Origin of the sequence: Bacillus cereus group sp. BfR-BA-01430, from assembly GCF_022663115.1 — a bacterium.
GTDB lineage: Bacteria > Bacillota > Bacilli > Bacillales > Bacillaceae_G > Bacillus_A > Bacillus_A cereus_BD.
Genome location: NZ_JAKUEW010000006.1, coordinates 133,403 through 154,361 on the forward strand (window position 1 = coordinate 133,403; position 20,959 = coordinate 154,361).

Consider the following 20,959-nt stretch of genomic DNA (forward strand, 5'->3'; position numbering starts at 1 on the left):
ATGGCATCTATTTCATTAAAAAAAGGACAAAAGGTTGATTTAACAAAAACAAATCCAGGATTATCTAAAGTGCTTGTAGGTCTTGGATGGGACACAAATCGTTATGATGGACAACATGATTTTGATTTAGATGTTAGCGTTTTTCTAGTAGGAGCAAATGGAAAAGTTTCCGGAGCGGAAGACTTTGTATTCTATAACAATCCAAAGGGCGCAAATGGTTCTGTACAACATTTAGGAGATAACCGTACAGGCGAAGGAGAAGGCGATGATGAAGTAATTAAAGTAGATTTAAAGAACGTTCCTGCAAGTATTGAGCGGATTTGTTTTACAATTACTATTTATGATGGAGAAGGTCGCAATCAAAACTTTGGACAAGTGTCTAACTCTTTCGTACGCATTATAGATGAAGAAAAGAACGCTGAATTAATCCGCTATGACTTAGGAGAAGATTTCTCGATTGAGACAGCGGTTGTTGTTGGCGAATTATATCGTCATGCTGGCGAATGGAAGTTTAATGCGATAGGAAGTGGATTCCAAGGCGGACTAGGTGCATTATGTAATAACTTTGGATTAGATGTAGAGTAATTACGTTCATGAGCAAGAGGTAGATCATATATATAGAATGACAATAGAGGTGAAGATCGATGGCGATTCAGTTGCAAAAGGGACAGAAAATTGATTTGAGTAAGACAAGCCCTGGTCTAAAAAAAGCAATAATTGGCCTTGGGTGGGATATTAAGGCATATGATGGTGGATCTGATTATGATTTAGATGCCTCAGCCTTTTTACTAGATGCAAACGGAAAATGTACGAAAGAAACAGATTTTATTTTCTATAATAATTTACAGTCTCCTTGTGGATCTGTTTTACATACAGGTGACAACCGTACAGGTGAAGGAGAAGGCGATGATGAGCAACTTATTGTAGATTTAACAAAAGTTCCAGCGGATGTTCAAAAAATAGCTTTTACAGTTACAATTTATGATGCGGAAAATCGGAATCAAAACTTTGGACAAGTCGCAAATGCGTTTGTTCGATTAGCGAATGAAGAAACAAATGAAGAAATTTTACGTTTTGATTTAGGGGAAGATTTCTCCATTGAAACAGCAGTTGTTTTTTGTGAATTATACCGTCATAATGGACAATGGAAGTTTAATGCGGTAGGAAGCGGATTCCAAGGTGGATTAGGTGCGCTTGTAAGAGCGTATGGCTTGGATGCATAAGAAGGAAACGAACTTCGTTTCCTTCTTTTTGCCCTTTCTATAAATCTAGCAAAGAATAGGGGATAATGGTAAGATGAGCGTTTTACAAGGAATCCTTGATACGTATGCCCAATTTTTTGATTTGGACATGTGGATTAGAGTATTACAAGATCCAGTATCTTGGGGCTTAATTGGTACACTTGTTGTACTTGAAGGATTATTATCTGCTGATAATGCACTAGTGTTAGCCGTAATGGTAAAACACTTGCCAGAAAAGAAGCGTAAAAGAGCATTATTTTATGGTTTAATTGGTGCCTATGCGTTCCGATTTATCGCAATTGGAATCGGGATGTTCTTAATTAAATTATGGTGGGTGAAAGTACTTGGAGCCCTTTACCTTGCATGGCTTTCTATCAAGTACTTTATTGACAAACGAAAAGGTGAGAGTGAAGAAGAAGAAGCTCATGGTATGAACCAAAATAGCGTTCTCTTTAGAATATTTGGTGTATTCTGGGGAACAGTTGTTATGGTTGAGCTTATGGATATTGCATTTTCAGTAGATAGCGTTCTTGCAGCTTTTGGTGTATCCAATGAAGTTTGGATTCTATTATTAGGTGGAATGCTAGGTATTTTAATGATGCGTGGTATTGCAGGCGTATTTTTAAAATTATTAGAACGTGTTCCTGAACTTGAATCGACAGCGTATATTTTAATTTTAATTATTGCAGCGAAAATGTTACTATCTGTGATTCATATTGAAGTACCGCACTGGTTATTCTTTATTATTTTAGTTATCGCATTTGGTGCAACATTTATTTTGCATTATATGCGAAAAGGACAAGCCAGAGAGGAAGTTGCGGCTACGAAGGAAGACGATAAATAATTGACTTGGGTTTGCTCGTTATACGAGCGCCCATTTTTTATAATTAAAAATGGTATAATAAAGAAATAAACGAATCTTTTTTAACAGTAAATGTTTTTGGAGGTGAACTTTCGTGTTTTCGCGTTTTACACTTCATCCACAACCTTTAAAAGAAGAAGCTCATTTACAGCTATTCGAAACAATTTTAGAAAAACGTCCGCAATATGAGTTAACAGAAAATGAAATGAAATTTAGCTATATAGCTTGTCGTATTCTTGGAGTACCTAATGATGTTGATGAGTATTTTAATGAATTATATGATTATAGTGAAGCAAAAGGAATTCATGTATTGTATGAACAAAATTTAGATAAAGTCATTGATTCCGAAAAACTTCGTTATATTCAAGAGATATTTGCTGTGCATCAAGAAGCGCCAAATGGTCTTACTGTGAACCGTCTTGTTGCACACTTATCGGGGAAACAATTGTTACCAAAAGTAGAGAATCCAGATTTACAGCACTATATACATAGTACATTTATTTCTATATTGAAATTATATGAGAAACAACATAATCAATCATTAAAAACGGAAGGATTTCGTCGCTTCTTAATTGATATAATCAAATTAAGTGAAAATTATGTAGCAAAATGGTTTTCTACAATTCATTATAAAAAACAAATGCCACGTATTATTTGGTATGGTGATGCAAAAGAGAGTCGCATCTACTTTTTATATTTCCTTATTATGCTCGGATGTGACGTTTTATATTATCATCCAGAAGGAAAAGATGGTTTGGAAAGTATCGATGAAGAGGGACGAACTTTTGTATTCTCTCATCCAGGACGCATTTCGTTAGAACCATTTCCAGATCGCCGCCGTGAGCGTGTTGCAACAGTGGCATATCAAGCGTCAAAGGAAATTGAACAAGTGCTTCATCATGATAATTCGCTCTTATACAAACCGTGGCAATTCCGCATGTATACACCGGTAGCACGTACACTCAAGACAACATATGATGAACTTTTCATTCTTACAAAAGAAAAGGCATTTGTCCGTCCGACATTTTTTGTAGAAAATAAACATATTTATATTCCTTCTCTATTTGCAAAAATATCAGGGGTTTCCAAAAGTGAAAAAGAATATTTTCAGCGATTAAAAGCTGTTACGTCGTTTGATAATAGTCTATTAATTAATAGATTTCCATTTACAAAAGAACAAAAGGCTAACTTTCAATTTCATTATCGAGATGCATTAGATCGAGCCGGGAAATTACATCCAGATCAAATTATGAATAGTCATTGGTGGCCGCATAAACGCCTGCCTGAAGGATTGCAGCATGGTATCGCAGAAGCCATTATTCATACATGCGAAAGCGATCTATTTAAACCAATTGGAAAAGAAACAAAACAAGATGTTGCATTATATGTTTTTGCGCAACTTTCTCAAATTCCACCTCACATTTTAGAGCTTCTTGAGAAATTCGATTATTCACAAGAAGTACCAAAAATTGTTATATTTAACAATGAGAAGAGTGGGGAATTAACACGTTCTGATGCAGCGCTATTGTTATTTTTAAACCAAATTGGTATTGATGTACTACACTTTAATCCAACGGGAAGAAATGATATTGAGCCATATATTGCAGAAGCGGCATTTGATTCCCATTGGCTTGAGGAAGTGAATTTTGATCTTGAATTTCATGGTGCATCAGCTTATAAAAATTTATCACAAACAATTAAAGGGCTATTTCGTCCATTTTTATAAGGAAAAGGAGAATTGTATATGAATAATCCAGTCATACTTGATTCTAAAACAGAATTAACGGAACAAACGGCACAAGATGTGCGCATGCAACTTAGACAGGATCCAGAAGTTCAACGTATTTATAATGCCATTGATATTAAAGATCAGCTGGAATTAATTGAACTTGGTAAAGAGCCTTCAATGGAAATTTCTCGCTTTGCCGATCAAATTTTACATACAATGTCATTAGCAAAGATAGAAGATTCCGGTGATTTACTGAAACAACTTGGTAAAATTATGGATAAATTTGATAGTAAAGATTTTGCGGAAGAAAAAGGTGGATTTTTCTCTCGCATGTTTAAAAAAGCAGATAAATTGATTGAACAAATCTTTAGTAAATATCAAACAATGGGTCGCGAAATTGACAAAGTATATGTGGAAATTACGAAGTATCAAGATGAAATGAAAAAATCAATCGGTACGCTAGACGGTTTATATGATCAAAATTTAAAATACTATTTAGATTTAGAAAAGTACGTAGTAGCAGGCGAAATGTTGTTAGAACGTTTAAATACAGAATTAATTCCTATGTATGAAGAACGGGTACAAAATAACGACCAATTAGCAGGAATCGAGTTAGACTCTCTTAGAAACTCTGTTGAAATTTTAGAACAGCGTATCGATGACTTGGAAAAAGCTCGTATGGTCGCATTGTTAACAGCACCACAAATTCGGATGATTCAACGTGGTAATAATAAATTAATTGGGAAAATCAATACAGCCTTCATTACTACAATCCCAATCTTCAAAAATGGAATTATTCAAGCTGTGAACGCGAAGCGTCAAAAACTAGTTGCGGATTCAATGGCAGAACTGGATCGTCGTACAAATGAACTTCTTAAGAAAAATGCTCAAAATATCGCAACACAAAGTGTAGAGGTCGCAAGGTTATCTGGGTCTTCGAGTATTAAAATGGAGACTTTAGAAGAAACTTGGAATATTATTTCAAGGGGTATGCAAGAAACACAGCAAATTGAAGAACAAAATAAGCGGGAACGTGAAGAAGGACGTAAGCGTATGGCTGAGCTTACAGAGAATATTAAAAAAGAATTACGAGGATAAACAAAAAAGCGATGAGAAATTTAACTCATCGCTTTTTCGCTTTTCTTGAATAATTTTATCACTTCATTAACGATAAGAGGGATTATGCTTAGAAAAATTACAAATCCCCAATCTTTTAATGTTAAAGCATGTACGCCGAATAGATTTGCAAGAGGTGAAATCGAGATGATACACACTTGCATAGCGACACCGATTAGCAGTGAGAAAACTAAGTATTTATTTGTAAAGAGTCCAATTGAGAAAATAGATTTTGTACGTGATCGTAAGTTAAATGAATGAACAAGTTGAGAAAAACTTAATACAACAAAAGCCATTGTTTGTGCATGCAATAAAGCATCTTCATGAATATAAGTTGGGAAAAGAGGAAAAAGATTTGTATCCCCTGTATAGAGCTTTGCACCAACAATAAAGGCGGTTAAAGTCATCATTCCAATTACAATACCATTTAGAACAAGAAAAGGGATACTTCCGCTAAATAAACTTTCTTTTGCCCCGCGAGGTTTCTCTTTCATTACTTCAGGGTCTTCAGGGTCAACACCGAGCGATAAAGCAGGAAGTGTATCAGTGATTAAATTGACCCAAAGAATATGAATAGGACGCAGCGGTGTCGCCCATCCAAGTAATATAGCTAAAAAAAGTGCAATAATTTCCCCGAAGTTACAAGAAAGAAGAAAAAGAATTGCTTTTTTTATGTTGCGATAAATGTTTCGACCTTCTTCAACTGCTTTCACAATGGAAGAAAAATTATCGTCTGTTAACACCATATCAGCTGCACCTTTAGCAACATCTGTTCCTGTGATTCCCATTGCCACCCCAATATCGGCTTGTTTTAAAGAAGGAGCGTCATTTACACCGTCACCAGTCATAGAGACGATATTTCCTTTTGCACGCAGAGCTTTGACAATTTTTACTTTATGTTCTGGAGAAACACGGGCAAAAACATGTAACTGATGTATTTTATTTGCTAGTTCCTCATCTGACATGCGATCTAATTCCGTTCCAATCATTACTTCAGAATCTTGCTTGGCAATCCCGAGTTCTTTTGCAATCGCAAAAGCAGTATCTTTATGGTCTCCAGTAATCATTACAGTACGAATACCGGCTTTTTTACATTCGGCAATCGATGTTTTTACTTCTGTTCGCGGTGGATCAATCATACCGACAAGCCCAATAAATATAAGGTTTTCTTCTATAGAATCGATATCGATATGTTCTGTGTCATGTTGTTTGAAAGCGAATGAAAGGACACGCAATGCCTGTTGTGACATAGAGTGAGCGGTTTCTAATATACACTTTGTATCATCTTCTGTTAATTTCTCGACTTTTCCATTTGAAAAAACATGCGTGCATCGAGGTAAAAGTTTATCAATGGCTCCTTTTGTCATACTATAGTAATCACGATCGTATTGATGGAATGTTGACATCATCTTTCGATCAGAATCAAATGGAAGTTCATTTATACGCTTATGCTCGTTTTCTAAAGCATTTTTTTGTATGTTGAAGGTGTCTCCAGCAATAAGAAGTGCAATTTCTGTTGGATCACCAGTTTGAGATTCTACGCTATAAGAGGCATCGTTACATAAAATCATATTTTCTAATAATAGGCGATGAGCCTTATTATGAATATTTAAATTTTCTAATTGATCATATTCATAGTCACTATAGAAATGAGTAACTGTCATTTTATTTTGTGTTAATGTACCTGTTTTATCTGAACAAATAATTGTAACGGAACCGAGGGCTTCAACAGCCGGAAGCTTACGAATAATTACATTTTGTTTAATCATTCGCTGTACACCAATTGCAAGAACAATTGAGACGATTGCAGGTAACCCTTCAGGAATTGCTGCAACAGCTAAGCTGATAGCGGTCATAAACATTTCTAGTGTGTCCCGTCCTTGAAAAAATCCAATGAAAAACATAATGATGCAAATGGCTACAGCGACAACACCTAAATATTTTCCCACTTGTGCTAGACTTTTTTGGAGTGGTGTTGTATCATCTTCTGCTTCATGTAAAAGCGTAGCAATTTTTCCGATTTGTGAGTTCATTCCAGTGCCTACAGCGATGCCGACGCCACGTCCATATGTAACGAATGTTGACATAAATGCCATATTTTTTTGATCACCAAGTGGTACTGGCTTGTTATGTTGTAAGGAAGGATGATAAAGCGAATCTTTATCCACTGGAACAGATTCGCCTGTTAAGGCAGATTCCTCGATTTTTAAGTTTGCAGTTTCAATCAGTCGTAAGTCACAAGGAACATAACGACCGGCGTCGAGTATCACAATATCCCCTGGAACAATCTCTTCAGATGGAATTTCTTTTTGCTTACCATTGCGCTTGACAATGGCTTTTGGTGTTGCCATCTTTTTTAATGCTTCTAGCGCTTGTTCAGCTTTGGATTCTTGAATGATGCCAATTACAGCATTCAGAACAACAACGAGGGCGATAATACTTGCATCAGCCCATTCTCCTACAAAGATGGAAATAAGAGCAGCAACGATAAGGACATAGACAAGAATATCATTGATTTGAGCAAAAATACGTTGCCATAACGTTCGTTTTTGTTTTGTTTTCAATTCATTTCGGCCATATTCATTTAAACGCTTTTGTACGATTTCATCTGTTAAACCATGCTGTTCATTTGTTTTGAGTTCAGAGAGTAAGTGTTCTTTTTGTTTATTGTACCAATCGTTCAATATTAGCACCTCCAGTAAAAAAACATGTAGTGATATGTATGAGGAAATAATCTATGATGAGGTTCTATCTCCATTGTACCGTACTTTGGCTTAGGGGGATGCGGAATAAAGTGATTTCATGAATTTGTTGGAATTCTATAAAATAAGCTGTGAAGAAATATTCTTCACAGCTTGTCCTCACTATTTTTTCATTAATGTACCTAATTCTTCTGTAATAGCTTGCATTTCACTAATACTGAATGTTTCACGCTTCATAACATGATCGTAAATGTCGCGTAAATCTTCGTACATATCTTCGTCAAAGTTCGCAGCTTTCATGGCACCTGCATTGACCATACGTAATTTTTCTTTAATGGCTTCTACCATATGTTCAACATTTTCTTGTGACTTTACGGATAAATCCACCGAAGTGTCCCCCTTTGAAATAACATAAGGTTATCTTAACATTTTTTATCATTTTCGTTAATGAAACTTTTCAATCCCATTAAATTGGTAGGAATTCCCTTTATAATTAATAATTGGTTGTTTATACTATATGTATATATAAGAAAGCACCAAGAAGGGAAGAACAAATATGATTCAAGTATTGTTTGTTTGTCTTGGAAACATTTGTCGGTCACCTATGGCAGAGGCGATTTTTAGCAACCTTGTTAGAAACGAAGGATTGGAAAATGAGATTCAAATTGATTCTGCTGGGACAGGAGATTGGCATATTGGGCATCTACCTCATAAAGGAACGCAAAAAATTTTAACAGAAAATGAAGTCTCTTTTGAAGGAATTAAAGCACGTCAAATAGAAAAAGAAGACTTAACAAAGTTTGATTATATTATTGCCATGGACAATAAGAATATAGCGGATTTAGAAAAAATCGGTAAATCCGGAGGCTATATTGGTAGACTGTCCGATTTTGTTCCAGATGGTGGCTGGACAGATGTTCCTGACCCTTATTTTACAGGGAACTTTCAAGAAGTATACGACCTTGTAACAGAAGGGTGCGCAAAGTTATTAACATTCATTCGCAATGAGCAAGGAATATGAGTGAGTTTAGAAAGACATACTTTCTAACATAAGAAAAGAAAGGGTGAAGGAATATGGCAAAAAAGAATAATATAGCTCGAAATATTGCAATTGGGGTAGCAGCAGGTGTAGCTGTTTCTATGTTGAAAAAAGAAAATCGTGAAAAGGTAAAACAAACAGCAGAAAAAGCAAAAACAAAGATGATTGAAATTGGCGAAAATGCGAAGATAAAAGAAAAAATGCAAACTGTTACAGATAAAGGGCGCGAGTTTGCTGACCTTAATGTAGTAAAAGCGAAAGTAGCAGAAATCAAGAAATTAACGCCAGCTGTTGTTGATACAATAAAGGAAACGAAAGAAATCTTCACTAAGAAAAAAATCAATTCAGAAGAGAAGCCGGAAACAATTGAAATTCAGGCTACTCCTGTAAAATCTAAAGAGTTAAAAGCGGAAGAAGAGCCAGTAGTAGCTCAAGACGGTGGTATGAAAGAAGCGCGTGAGTTACTTATGAAGGACTCTCAGACAGAGGAAAAGAAAACAGAAGCATATGTGGAGTTAAAAGAAAATAAAGAAGAGAAGAAAAGTGTTTAAAGACAAATGAAAAAATTTCTAGAAAAAGCAAGAGGAAATCGTGTCTATTCGTTTGGTAAAGATTTATATGATCGAACGATGCGAGATGATGTAGCGGGCTTAGCAGCACAGCTCGCTTATTTCTTCTTGCTTGCTATTTTTCCTGGGCTTGTTTTTGTAATCACGCTTCTTGGATTTATTGACCTTCAAACAGAGAATGTGCTCAATTTATTGGAGCCTTATGTGCCTGAAGAGGCAATGAACTTAATTGAAGTAAATGTAGATCAAGTAATAAATAATCAAAATGGTGGATTACTATCATTCGGTTTATTATCAATGCTATGGTTTGCTTCAAATGGTGTAAATGCAGTGATGAATGCATTTAATCGTGCTTACGATGTAAAGGAAACGCGCTCCTTTATTGTAACAAGAGCTTTGTCTATTGTGTTTACACTGGCAATGATTTTTATGATTGTTTTCGCCTTAATTGTGCCTGTTTTTGGACAAGTAATTGGAGCCGCTGTGTTTAAAGTGCTCGGTTTATCAGAAAGTTTTTCTTTCGTATGGAGTATTATACGATTAGTAGCGAGTTTTTTAGTGTTATTCGCTTTATTTAGCTTTTTATATACGTTTGCACCTGATCGCAAATTAAAAAGAAGAGAGGTTGTATCCGGGGCATTATTTGCAACAGTTGGATGGATTGTCGTGTCGTACTCATTTGCCTATTATGTAGACAAGTTTGCAAATTATGCCAATACATACGGCGGCCTTGGTGGTATTATCATTTTAATGTTGTGGTTCTATTTGACTGCTTGGGTCATTTTACTAGGTGGAGAAATTAATGGGTTACTTCATTTTTACCGTACTAGTGACAATAATTCCCGGAATGAAAAGTAAACCCTTGTTCCATAATAAGAAGGAACAGGGGGGATTATGATGAGTAATAATAAAAAGAATCATAATAACAAAAATAATGGGAAACAAAAAAGTAGTTCACATCCGAAGCATAAAACGAGTGGTAGTGCGAACGGACAAAATGGTTACCATTAAAATAAACGGGTCCTGTGAGAGGACCCGTTTATTTATTGCCTTTTAATAATCGCAAGCCATTAAGGATGACGAGAATCGTACTTCCTTCATGCCCGATAACGCCGAATGGAAGAGCTAAAAATTGTAAAAAGTTAGAGCAAATAAGCATAGCAATTACTGTTAAAGAAAAGATAACATTTTGTTTTACAATACGATTCATTCGTTTTGATAACCGGATAGCTTGAGCAAGACGAGATAATTCATTTTTCATGAGAACTACATCGGCAGTTTCTAAAGCGACATCAGTTCCTTCTCCCATTGCCACCCCAATGCTGGCAGTAGCTAATGCAGGGGCATCATTAATACCATCTCCAACCATTGCTACGGTTCCATATTTTTCTTTTAGTTGTTTCACTGTTTCTACTTTTGTTTCTGGTAAACAGGATGCGTAATACTCTTTTATATTACTTTCCGTTGCAATCGCCTTAGCTGTTTGTTCATGATCTCCAGTAATCATAATGGCTTCCACACCAATGCTTTGTAAATCACGAATAGCTGCAATCGTTTCTTGACGAAGAGTATCTTTTAAAGCGATAAGTCCAAGAATACATTCATCATCACGAATGTAGACAACCGTTTTCCCTTCTTGTTCCAGTATAGTAGAAATACCGTTATGGAATGTTTTTGTATCTTCACCAATAAAATCTGCTTTTCCGATTTTATAAGCTTTGTTTGCCACTATTCCTTTTAATCCAAATCCAGTGACATCTTCTACATTTTCTGGTTTGTGGAGTGTAATGTCATATGTTTGTTTTGCATATTTAACAATTGCCTCTGCTAAAGGATGGGTAGAATGACTTTCAATTGCTGCTATGATAGAAAGCAATTCTTTTTTTGCTATTCCCTCACACACATATACGTCAGTGACGCTTGGCTTACCTTGTGTTAATGTTCCTGTTTTGTCAAAAGCAATTGCTTTAACAGAAGCAAGACGTTCTAAATGAATACCACCTTTAAACAAAATACCGTTTCTTGCACCGTTAGAAATTGCTGATAAAGTTGCTGGTGTAATAGCAGCAACAAGCGCACAAGGGGAAGCAACGACAAGTAAAATCATTGCGCGATAAAATGTTTCATTCCAGCTCCAATCTAATAAAAAGTGAGGAACAAACATCATAAGGGCAACAACAAACAATACACCTTTTACATATGTTCCTTCAAATTTTTCAATAAATAGTTGTGACGGTGATTTTTCGCTTTGTGCATTTTGAACGAGGCGGATGATTTTTTGGAACAATGTTTGATCGCTACGTTTTGTAATGTTTACTTCAATTGCACCACGTAAATTGACAGTTCCCGCAAATACTTCATCACCCAATTTTTTCTCATTTGGAATGGGTTCACCAGTAATTGCCGCTTCATCAATATTGGTCTCACCTTTATGGATGATACCATCAGCAGGAACGCGCTCACCCGGCTTAATTAAAATCGTATCATTTACTTGTAATTGTTCTACAGGAATGCGTTCTTCGTTGCCATTTGAAATGCGCAAGGCTTCCTCAGGTTGTAAGTCCAAAAGTGCTGAAATTTCTTTCTGACTTTTGTTTAACGTGTAAGATTCCAAAGCGCCGCTTAAGGCAAATATAAATATGAGGATAGCGCCCTCTGTCCAGTATCCAATAATAGCAGCGCCGATAGCAGCAAAGAGCATTAACATCTCTACATTTAATTCTTTCTCAGCGATCGTATCTTCAATGCCTTCCTTTGCTTTGGCATATCCTCCAATTATATAGGCTAAAATGTAAAAGGTTACGCCAACTGCTGCCATTTCATGTTTCGTGAATAACCAGCCAGTTAAAATGAAAATACCTGATAGGATTGCAAAGATGAGTTCATAATGGTTTTGCAATGTTTTCATCCAAGATAAGCGAGACACATTTTTTGTTGATGGTAATGTTTTTATTTCTGAGTTCATTCCTATTCACTCCTTTTAAATTCTTATTGAGAAAAAGAATCAAAATCGAAACCCTTATAAAACGACGAAAGCTGCCATCCATACGGATAGCAGCACTTTTAACGAAAATTAATTTTAATAGTTATTATGTTGTAATTGCTATATATTATAGCACATGTTTTCTTTTTATGATATGTTTTTACTTATACAAAAAATTGAAAAACTTGTGTTTTTTCTTTTCCTTTGATATATATGAATATTGTTTGTAAAAAGATCGGGAAGGAAGACAACAAGTGAAGACAGAGAAATTTTTTACTCATCCGATCGGTGTATTTATCGCTGCTATTGCAGCGACATTTTTATGGGGAAGCGCCTTTCCTTTTATTAAATTAAGTTATGCCGAACTCGGAATTCAGCCACATGAAGTAGGAGAGCAAATTTTATTTGCTGGTTATCGTTTTTTCTTATCAGGAGTAATCCTTTTATTCTTTTTTAAAGCGTTAGGAAAGGATATGTACTTTAAAAAAGAAACAACAAAACAAGTAGTGCAAATCGGGTTATTTCAAACGTTTTTGCAATATGTATGTTTTTATATCGGCATAAGTTATAGTTCCGGTATTGAAGGCGCCATTATTTCAGGAACATCTTCATTTTTTCAAATTTTAATTGCGCATTTCTTGTATAAAGATGATGCACTCAATATAAGAAAAATAATTGGTGTTTCCATTGGTTTTTGTGGTGTAATTTTAGTGAATGTACCAAGTGATGGAAGTTTTACATTCCATTTTGGAATCGGGAGTTTATTACTTCTTGGAGCAGCGATGATGTATTCATATGGGAATATACTTGCTAAAGAGGGTAGTAAAACATTAGATGTTGGATATATGACAGCATATCAAATGATTTTCGGATCCATTGGGTTATTATGTATTGGTATATTTCAAGTTGGATTTATGCCGTTTATATTTACTACTAAGGCCTTTTTTATGTTCCTTTATTTATCATTCTTATCGGCAGCAGGCTTTTGTATATGGAATACAGTTATGAAATATAACAAAGTAGGAAAAGTGTCGATGTATATGTTCTTTATTCCTATGTTTGGCGTATTGTTATCTAGTATGATGTTAGGAGAAGCAATCCATTCGTTTGTATTATATGGGCTAGCTTGTGTGGCAGCAGGGATTATTGTCGTAAATCGCACACCTAAGGAACAAAAGATAAAGAAAGAAAAGAAAGTAGCGTAGAAAAGTAATGAGGAGAGTCTATGCTAAAATGTTATAACATTTCCTTACTTATTGTAACAGAAGAGAAAAAAATATATGATCAATTCGAAACGAGATATTGACTAACCGACAAATCTCGACGCCTCACGACGACGAAAATATAGAGAAAGAGCTCGTTCAAAAGCGATACTTTTGAACGAGCTCTTTTCTATTTGACGAAAAAACAGGAAAAAAGATGTTATATCACGAAAAAAGATAAAGAGAACTTTATTTTTTATGTGGAAGAGAGTATTGGATTATGTATAGAGACAATTAGAAGGTTTTCCCTAAAAGCAAAATGAGAAAATGAGCGCATGTTCTATACGTTGGAAAATTAAAGAATATATGTCATTCATTGAGGAGAACGTATTATGAATGAAATTTATCTTTTATTAACTGGACAAATTATTTTATTTGTTATTGGGGCGATTTATGCCATTGTGCAAACAAATCAAGTGCAGGAGAATAGACCATTACCATTAATTGTTCGCTTAGTACTTAGTTTTTCCTTAACCGCGAGTGCAATATGGATTTTACTGCAAGATCCTTCTATTGAATACCGTAGATGGATTGCAATTGGAATGACCTTGTCTACAGTAGGTGATTTATTTATGGCTGGGCTTATTCCGTTTGGTCATCGATTAATAGGGGGAATGGTTACTTTTGCAATTGCGCATTGTTTTTATGTAACAGCATTTTTGCAAACAGGTATTTCATGGACTGGTTTTGTTATTGGTCTATTTGTATATGGCTTCTTGTTAATCTTTGGGTGGTTCTTTTTTATTCGGAATCCAAATCAAGATAGGTTATTTACTCTTGGAGCACTTATTTATGGAGTATGGGTGGGAGGAATGGCTTGTTTTGCATTCGCGTTAGATGATACAGCTCATACTATGTGGTGGTTACCGGCGCTTGGTGGATTTTTATTTGTGATTTCTGACTTCATGATTGGAGTTACAGAGATAGGTGCAAGAAAGATAAAATATGACCCACTTTTCGTGTGGTTAACATATGTTGCTGCACAAATGTGTATTATTTATGCGGGAATATAAAGTAGAAGGACTGCGATTGAAGTAGTCCTTTTTGTAGCGAGATAACGGATTATTAGGCATATAGAAACGAATATGGATGGGGAAGAAAGGGGAAGGAGATGGAAAAGAAAAAGCATTTTCGTGAATTGTTTGAAGTATTTGCGATTGCATGTTTACTAGCTTTTTTAGCAAAAATCTTTTTGTTTTTTCCGACCACTGTAAATGGGGCATCAATGAGACCAGCTTTGGAAGATGGTGATAAGGTCATTATTAATAAATTAGCAAAGAGGTTTGAAAGCTATGATAGAGAAGATATTATTGTAGTAAAGACAGACAATTTTTATGTGAAGAGAGTGATTGGATTACCGGGAGATGTAATTGAGATGAAAAATGATCAATTATATATTAATCATCAAGTGTATCATGAACCATATCTAGAGAAAAATCGAAAACATGCTAAGCAACTCCTTGTTAATTTAACAGAAGACTTTGGGCCGATTACTGTGCCAAAAAATAAAATCTTTGTTATGGGAGATAATCGTTTAATTAGTAGAGACAGTCGAAATGGTTTAGGGTTTATTGATAAGAAGCAAGTATTAGGAACACTGGTTGCTATTTATTATCCTTTTCATCATATGAAAATTATATAGAAATGATAGAAAGAATCCCCCAAGCAATTCTAAAGAATTGCTTGGGGGATTCTTGTTTAAGTAGTTGGAACTTCATGATGTCCCTTTTTATTTAACATAAATGTATATTGGAATAGCTGTAATTTAAATAGAGCTAACGGATCATGATACGTTTCTGGGTTTGTTCTTAATTTTGTTAAGTTATGCTCATCTTCTTCAATTTCTAGATGAGCTGCTTCTACAGTTTGTTTTAAAATGCTAAGCGGATCTTTAAAGAACATCATAATGTCGCGTTCTAATGCACTTTCGAACAATTCAAATTGCAGGAAGAATTGTGTAGAAATCGTTGTAGCCACATCTGTATAATCTTCCGTTTCAATGTATTGTTTATATTTGTTAGAGAGAAGAGGTTGATTTTTATTTCCAAACAGTTTTCCAGCACTCTTTAAGAAAAATTGTGTTGGCGTAAAACGTAGTAATATGTTGATGTTATTGACGTTGATTCGGTTCGTCATTCTTACAACATCCCTGCGCCAATCATCTAGAAGTTTGAAATCACATGGTAATTGCATGCGTTCTTCTTCGTATAGTTTATTAAAGGTTGTACTCATTTCATCTAAGTAAGATTGACCTTGAATAAACTCATTATGAGCTGTTTCAATCCATTCTTGAATCGATTGTGTAAATTTAGGCAGTAGCACTTGTTGTAAATGTTTTTGAATTCGTTCGTTCATTGCAACATTTATTTCTTCATGAACTGATTTAAAATCACTATCTTCATGAACGAGATCAGAACAACTCTGTAACAATTCTGGAATTTGAGCATGTATATCATGTATAATTTCTTCTTTTGTTAATCGGTAAGAATCTGTAATCGAGCGGATTGTATCTGCTTGGATTGCAGTGAGATTATTCATAAATCCATTTAACTTTACTAAAATATGCTTATTCCAACGAATTGATTTCTCTAACGTATTTTCTAGCTCTACACGTTCGTTTATGAGATATGTAATGGTCTTATGAATAAACCATAACAATTTTTCTATACGTTCTTGTGTTATATCTCTCTTAGTGATATTCGAAAGAATAGAGTCAGTTATATCGCTTAGTTCCTGACTATTTTCTTGTAGCGGTGAATAAGGAAAGATTTGTGCTGATGGGAAGTGCGCACGTATCTTATTTTCCATTTCATTGATAATTTGCTGTTCTGCCTCTGCATGAATATTTGGATCTAGTTTATTTCGTATAAATTGAATTTGTAAATTAGGCATTTGCTCTCGCATATATACTAATGTATCGAGTTCTTCATCCGATAATGGTGAAGATGTATTGATGATATAAACGAGGCTATCGGTTGCTTGCAAATATTCAAGAGCCGTATCCTTCATATGTAACGCTTGTTTAAAATTAGGTGTAACAATGAATGAAAATTTATTTTTTCTTAAAAATCTACATGGTAGTTTGAACTCGACACAGTTCTTTCTCGTTTCTTCTTGAGAAGGTGTCATCATCATATTTTGAAATGCGTTTACGTCTGAAACACTTCGAATTGTTAAATCTGTAAATTCATTTATTTCCGTTTGAACATTGTCTTTAAAAATGATAGGAGCCGACTGGTGATCTCCTAATATGTCTTCCCCTAGTATTGAATTCATAAATAATGATGTATCGAAGTTGCTCGTTCCGGTTATCAGAAATTGTTTTACTTGTAAGTCAGAAAGACCGCGAACAAGTAATGTGAATTGGTGTGGTAAATCTACATCATTGTTTTCTGCCCATGTAGCAATTGTTTCAAACAGTGCAGAAATATCATCTATATTCATTTTTTCATTGGCTTCTAAATGAGAAAGAATAGCTGTAGCACTTTTTACAAGTAGTGAGTCTAAAGTTTTAGGAGAGACTTCATCCCAAGCTAATACCGCAGCGGAAACAAATAAAGAATTTTCCTTTTTTGTGATGCTGAACCAATTTGTTAATACATCTGGAATGATTCCTTGTAATTCATGCATGAAGTGCTGGCCTGTAATTAACTTACAATATGTTTCTTGATAAAGGGTAGAAATTTCATTCCAGTCTTCGGAAGGACCTACTTCTAAATGGAAGAATAAATGATTCACTGTTTGGATCCATGCTAAATAGTTTGGTTCTTCTCGGTAGCTATTCCAAAGTGCTGAAATGAGTTCTTTAAATTGTGCTTGATCAACTGTATATAAAGTTTTCAATGCTTCATAAAAATATTCTGGTTTCATATTTTTCGTGAAGCCTAGATTGATATAATGAATTAAAATATCAAACCAGTGTAACGATTTTGTTCGAATCCCTTCATGTACTGCAAGTTCAATTGCGTTGTTCCAATCTTCTTGCTTTTCATAGAAGGAGCGAGCGATTGTAGTAATATTAGGATAATCAGGTTGGAATGAAACAGCTTCATTAATCGTTTTAAAAGCTAAACCTAATCGATTTTGTTCAATATAAAGAGAAAAGAGTTGTAAAGCAACTTCCATTGTAAGCGTTATATCTTCTGTTTTAATAGAAGTATAAATTTCTTCTGCTGTGGAAAGGAAACCTAATTCAAAATAAGCATCACCTATATTTTTCTTTGCCCAGAAAGAAAGTTCATTATTTACTTTTTCCCATTTAAAAATGGCAGCTTCAAAGTCTTTATGATGAAAATAAACCTCACCTTGTGCAAAGCGAATATTTGATATGTTGGCAAATTCGTTTTGGGATTCATTTATGTATGCTTCTCCAAGAATTTTTTGGGCATCAGTGGAGGTTTGTTCTGTTAAAAATGTTTCATAATATATCTTTTGAATGAAATGTTTTTCTGTGGTCATGTTATTTCCCCCTATATAAATTAGAAAAATGATTTGTTATGTAAAAAGGGTGCATTTTCATTTAATGGATAGAATCTGCATTTTATCGACCAAAATATATTTTTGCCAGTTATATCATTTTTCTGAAGAGTGAAACCGATGCTAACAGTAACTTTCTTTTATTGTAACAAAAAAAATCGTTTATGAATTTTTATTTTTTTAGTAACTTTGCAAAATGAGATGTATAGGAACAATGAAAGAATAGGAGTAGAGTTCATTATAAAAAACATGTATAGTGAATATGTATACCATGTTTGCTACAAAATGAGAAAGGGCATAATATGGAATAACGATTGTACATGGGATGTGTCATCCAAATGGAACAACATATTGGTGAATTAATCGCACAATACGGATATTTTGGGATTATTATCGCTTTAGCTGGTGGAATTGTCGGGCTGCCAATACCAGATGAATTTCTATTAACTTTTATTGGTTATAATATTTCAAAGGGTGTTATGTCAGGACCTGCAGCGTTTTTAAGTGGGATGGCAGGTGCGATGCTTGGAATTACGTTAAGTTATTTATTAGGTTTAAAGCTCGGATTACCTGTATTGAAAAAATATGGTCCCAAGATTCGAATTAAGGAAAAACAAATTGAAAAAACACATATTTTATTTGAAAAATATGGTCCATTTCTTTTAATGGTAGGATACTTTATTCCAGGAGTGCGTCATTTAACAGCGTATTTTGCTGGAATGTCCAATCTAACTGTATGGCGCTTTTGTTTATATGCATATAGTGGTGCACTTATTTGGATTAGTGTTTTTATCGGACTTGGTTGGAAATTGGGAGAGAAGTGGCGTTTTGTTGAATATAGTTTACATCATTATGGAATTTGGATATTAATCATTTCAGGACTTATAACAATTGCAGTTTGGCTTTATTTAAAAAGAAGAAAAAACCGCCCATGATAAGCGGTTCATTAGCTAAAAGCGATGAATAAGACGCCAGCTGTAATACATACAACACCTATTCCAGTCATGAGATTTATTTTTTCACCTAGAATAATCATCGCTAGGAGAATTGAGATGACTACACTCAATTTGTCAACAGGACCTACTTGCGAGACCTTCCCTGTTTTTAAGGCAAGAAAATAGAATAGCCATGATGAAGCACCTGCAATACCACTTAATGTGATGAATAGCAGTGCTTTTTTATTAAGGAGAACATCTCCAATAGTTTGAAATTTTCCTTGTACGACAATAACTCCGATCATAAATAATGCCATAATGATTGAGCGGATGGTTGTTGCGACATTTGCATCAATGCCATCTAAACCAATTTTCCCGAATATAGATACGAGAGCTGCAGCAATTGCTGATAATAGTGCGAATAGTAACCATGAACTCATAGTAAAACTCCTCCAATCTTTTAGTATTATACATGAAAATCATTCTCATGTATAAAAAGATCGGAAAAGAGGACCCACCTTATTCTTTTAAAGGTGGGTTTTTCTTCGCATTATTCTACAATTTCTTCGTACAAAAAGTACGTTACATTATAAATGTGTTCTACTTCCTCATCTGTCATAAAAAGCAGGTCTGCACGTTCGATTCCTTTTTTCTTTTCAATAAATTCAATCATATTTTTCCGTTCTTCTCTTTTCATATTGTATTCTCCTTTCAATCTGTTTTAATACAGTTTACTTAAGTTAATACTTATTATATAACAGAATCTTTAGAAAGTTCCAGCTTTTTTATCTTTTTTTATCATAAGTTTTCGACAAAACAAGCTTTTTTTAAATGGAATTGTGATGAAATAGAACCAGTTAGGAGAATACTAATAAGTAGTGAGGATATATGATGGAAGGGTGGAAAGGATGTTTAATAAAATTTTTCTTATACTGACACTTGTTGGGGTACCGCTTTCAATTTTAGGAAAAACGCTGCATTGGCCACAAACAATTATGTTTGCTGTATATTGTTTAACAATTATTGCTTTAGCTGCTTTTATGGGAAGGGCAACTGAAAGTTTAGCAATTGTATCAGGTCCAAGAATTGGTGGGCTATTGAATGCAACCTTTGGAAATGCAGTAGAACTTATTATTTCTATTTTTGCTTTACGAGCAGGGCTGATAGAAGTTGTATTAGCCTCATTAACAGGGTCTGTTCTTGGAAATTTATTATTAGTAGGAGGTCTTTCTTTTTTTGTGGGGGGACTGAAATATAAAAGACAAAGTTTCAATGTGTATGATGCAAGGCACAATTCGGCATTATTAATATTTGCAGTCGTTGTTGCTTTCGTTATTCCAGAGGTCTTTTCAATGAAAATGGATATTGAAAAGACACATCAATTAAGTATTGGCGTTTCTATTATTATGATCATTATGTATTTAGCAGCTCTGTTTTTTAAATTGGTTACACATCGTGGTGTATATCAGCATAACAGTGATGAGGTAAAACATGAAGAAGAACCTGAATGGTCAAAAGGAAAAGCACTGCTTATTTTAGCAATTTCAACAGCGGCAGTTGCCTATGTTTCAGAAGCACTTGTGCATACATTTGAAACAGTAGCAAAATCTTTTGGGTGGTCAGAATTATTTATTGGGGTTATTATCGTTGCCATTGTTGGGAATGCTGCTGAACACGCTTCGGCGATTATTATGGCATATAAAAACAAGGTAGATATCGCTGTTGAAATAGCAATCGGTTCTACTTTACAAATCGCCATGTTTGTCGCCCCTGTACTCGTGCTACTTTCGATGTTCTTCACGGTAAAAATGCCATTAGTATTTACAGTGCCAGAACTCATTTCTATGATTACAGCTGTATTTTTAACCATTGCAATTTCCAATGATGGGGATACAAATTGGTTTGAAGGAGGCACTTTATTAGCTGCTTATTTTATTATGGGAATTGGTTTTTACTTGTTGTGAAGAAAGGCGGATAACAATGAGGAAGAGAGAAAAGAATAAATAAAGTAAATCATTTCTATGCTGTTAATTAGGAAGGAGTCA

At 34.7% G+C, this 20,959-nt stretch carries 19 protein-coding genes; 13 read left to right on the forward strand and 6 right to left on the reverse strand.

Going from position 1 to position 20,959, the window contains the following annotated elements; translation table 11 throughout:
• The 5 genes from MR058_RS12980 to MR058_RS13000 all read left to right on the forward strand — a co-directional run bounded on the left by MR058_RS12980 (position 1) and on the right by MR058_RS13000 (position 4,930).
• A complete protein-coding gene (locus MR058_RS12980) occupies positions 1 to 585 on the forward strand; it encodes a TerD family protein (RefSeq protein ID WP_242144399.1) in 585 nt (194 codons plus the stop codon).
• Positions 586 to 644: 59 nt separating this feature from the next.
• Positions 645 to 1,223 (forward strand): TerD family protein, encoded by a 579-nt coding sequence (locus tag MR058_RS12985; RefSeq protein ID WP_242144400.1) that lies wholly within the window; start codon positions 645 to 647, stop codon positions 1,221 to 1,223.
• Between the two features lie 73 nt (positions 1,224 to 1,296).
• Positions 1,297 to 2,085, forward strand: coding sequence for a TerC family protein (locus tag MR058_RS12990; RefSeq protein WP_242144401.1), 789 nt, complete (start codon positions 1,297 to 1,299; stop codon positions 2,083 to 2,085).
• Between the two features lie 112 nt (positions 2,086 to 2,197).
• Entirely contained in the window at positions 2,198 to 3,829 is a 1,632-nt protein-coding gene (locus MR058_RS12995) for a YceG family protein (protein ID WP_242144402.1), read from the forward strand.
• Positions 3,830 to 3,847: 18 nt separating this feature from the next.
• Positions 3,848 to 4,930, forward strand: a complete 1,083-nt coding sequence (locus MR058_RS13000) for a toxic anion resistance protein (RefSeq protein WP_242144403.1) — start codon at positions 3,848 to 3,850, stop codon at positions 4,928 to 4,930.
• Positions 4,931 to 4,950: 20 nt separating this feature from the next.
• Here the strand turns inward: MR058_RS13000 and MR058_RS13005 are convergent, their stop codons facing one another.
• Positions 4,951 to 7,632, reverse strand: coding sequence for a calcium-translocating P-type ATPase, PMCA-type (locus tag MR058_RS13005; protein WP_242144404.1), 2,682 nt, complete (start codon positions 7,630 to 7,632; stop codon positions 4,951 to 4,953).
• A 180-nt stretch (positions 7,633 to 7,812) separates the two neighbouring features.
• A complete protein-coding gene (locus MR058_RS13010; protein ID WP_011983505.1) occupies positions 7,813 to 8,037 on the reverse strand; it encodes a DUF1128 domain-containing protein in 225 nt (74 codons plus the stop codon).
• Positions 8,038 to 8,206: 169 nt separating this feature from the next.
• On the opposite strand from MR058_RS13010, the gene MR058_RS13015 reads away from it, so the two are divergent.
• From MR058_RS13015 to MR058_RS13025, 3 genes are read left to right on the forward strand one after another with little or no spacing between them, the layout of a single operon-like run.
• A complete protein-coding gene (locus MR058_RS13015; RefSeq protein ID WP_242144405.1) occupies positions 8,207 to 8,671 on the forward strand; it encodes a low molecular weight protein-tyrosine-phosphatase in 465 nt (154 codons plus the stop codon).
• A gap of 53 nt (positions 8,672 to 8,724) precedes the next feature.
• A complete protein-coding gene (locus MR058_RS13020) occupies positions 8,725 to 9,240 on the forward strand; it encodes a DUF4075 domain-containing protein (protein ID WP_242144406.1) in 516 nt (171 codons plus the stop codon).
• Between the two features lie 6 nt (positions 9,241 to 9,246).
• Positions 9,247 to 10,116 (forward strand): YihY/virulence factor BrkB family protein, encoded by an 870-nt coding sequence (locus MR058_RS13025; RefSeq protein WP_242144407.1) that lies wholly within the window; start codon positions 9,247 to 9,249, stop codon positions 10,114 to 10,116.
• Positions 10,117 to 10,297: 181 nt separating this feature from the next.
• On the opposite strand, the gene MR058_RS13030 is transcribed toward MR058_RS13025, so the two are convergent.
• Positions 10,298 to 12,223, reverse strand: coding sequence for a heavy metal translocating P-type ATPase (locus MR058_RS13030; RefSeq protein ID WP_242144408.1), 1,926 nt, complete (start codon positions 12,221 to 12,223; stop codon positions 10,298 to 10,300).
• Positions 12,224 to 12,495: 272 nt separating this feature from the next.
• Between MR058_RS13030 and MR058_RS13035 the strand changes: the two genes are divergently transcribed.
• From MR058_RS13035 to lepB, 3 genes are all read left to right on the forward strand, one after another.
• On the forward strand, positions 12,496 to 13,446 hold the full coding sequence (locus MR058_RS13035) for a DMT family transporter (RefSeq protein ID WP_242144409.1): 951 nt from the start codon (positions 12,496 to 12,498) through the stop codon (positions 13,444 to 13,446).
• Positions 13,447 to 13,835: 389 nt separating this feature from the next.
• A complete protein-coding gene (locus MR058_RS13040; protein WP_242144410.1) occupies positions 13,836 to 14,516 on the forward strand; it encodes a lysoplasmalogenase in 681 nt (226 codons plus the stop codon).
• A 98-nt stretch (positions 14,517 to 14,614) separates the two neighbouring features.
• Positions 14,615 to 15,145, forward strand: coding sequence for a signal peptidase I (lepB, locus tag MR058_RS13045; protein WP_242144411.1), 531 nt, complete (start codon positions 14,615 to 14,617; stop codon positions 15,143 to 15,145).
• Positions 15,146 to 15,201: 56 nt separating this feature from the next.
• Here lepB and MR058_RS13050 read toward each other — a convergent pair whose 3' ends face one another.
• On the reverse strand, positions 15,202 to 17,961 hold the full coding sequence (locus MR058_RS13050) for a tetratricopeptide repeat protein (protein WP_242144412.1): 2,760 nt from the start codon (positions 17,959 to 17,961) through the stop codon (positions 15,202 to 15,204).
• A gap of 356 nt (positions 17,962 to 18,317) precedes the next feature.
• On the opposite strand from MR058_RS13050, the gene MR058_RS13055 reads away from it, so the two are divergent.
• Positions 18,318 to 18,914 carry a DedA family protein gene (locus MR058_RS13055; protein ID WP_242144413.1) on the forward strand — a complete coding sequence of 199 codons (597 nt, stop codon included), beginning with the start codon at positions 18,318 to 18,320 and terminating at the stop codon, positions 18,912 to 18,914.
• A gap of 11 nt (positions 18,915 to 18,925) precedes the next feature.
• On the opposite strand, the gene MR058_RS13060 is transcribed toward MR058_RS13055, so the two are convergent.
• Together MR058_RS13060 and MR058_RS13065 are read right to left on the reverse strand one after the other, a co-directional pair.
• A complete protein-coding gene (locus MR058_RS13060) occupies positions 18,926 to 19,354 on the reverse strand; it encodes an EamA family transporter (RefSeq protein WP_242144414.1) in 429 nt (142 codons plus the stop codon).
• A 110-nt stretch (positions 19,355 to 19,464) separates the two neighbouring features.
• Positions 19,465 to 19,611, reverse strand: coding sequence for a BH0509 family protein (locus MR058_RS13065; RefSeq protein WP_242144415.1), 147 nt, complete (start codon positions 19,609 to 19,611; stop codon positions 19,465 to 19,467).
• Positions 19,612 to 19,822: 211 nt separating this feature from the next.
• Between MR058_RS13065 and cax the strand changes: the two genes are divergently transcribed.
• Positions 19,823 to 20,878 carry a calcium/proton exchanger gene (gene cax, locus MR058_RS13070; RefSeq protein ID WP_242144416.1) on the forward strand — a complete coding sequence of 352 codons (1,056 nt, stop codon included), beginning with the start codon at positions 19,823 to 19,825 and terminating at the stop codon, positions 20,876 to 20,878.
• The last annotated feature ends 81 nt before the right edge of the window (positions 20,879 to 20,959 follow it).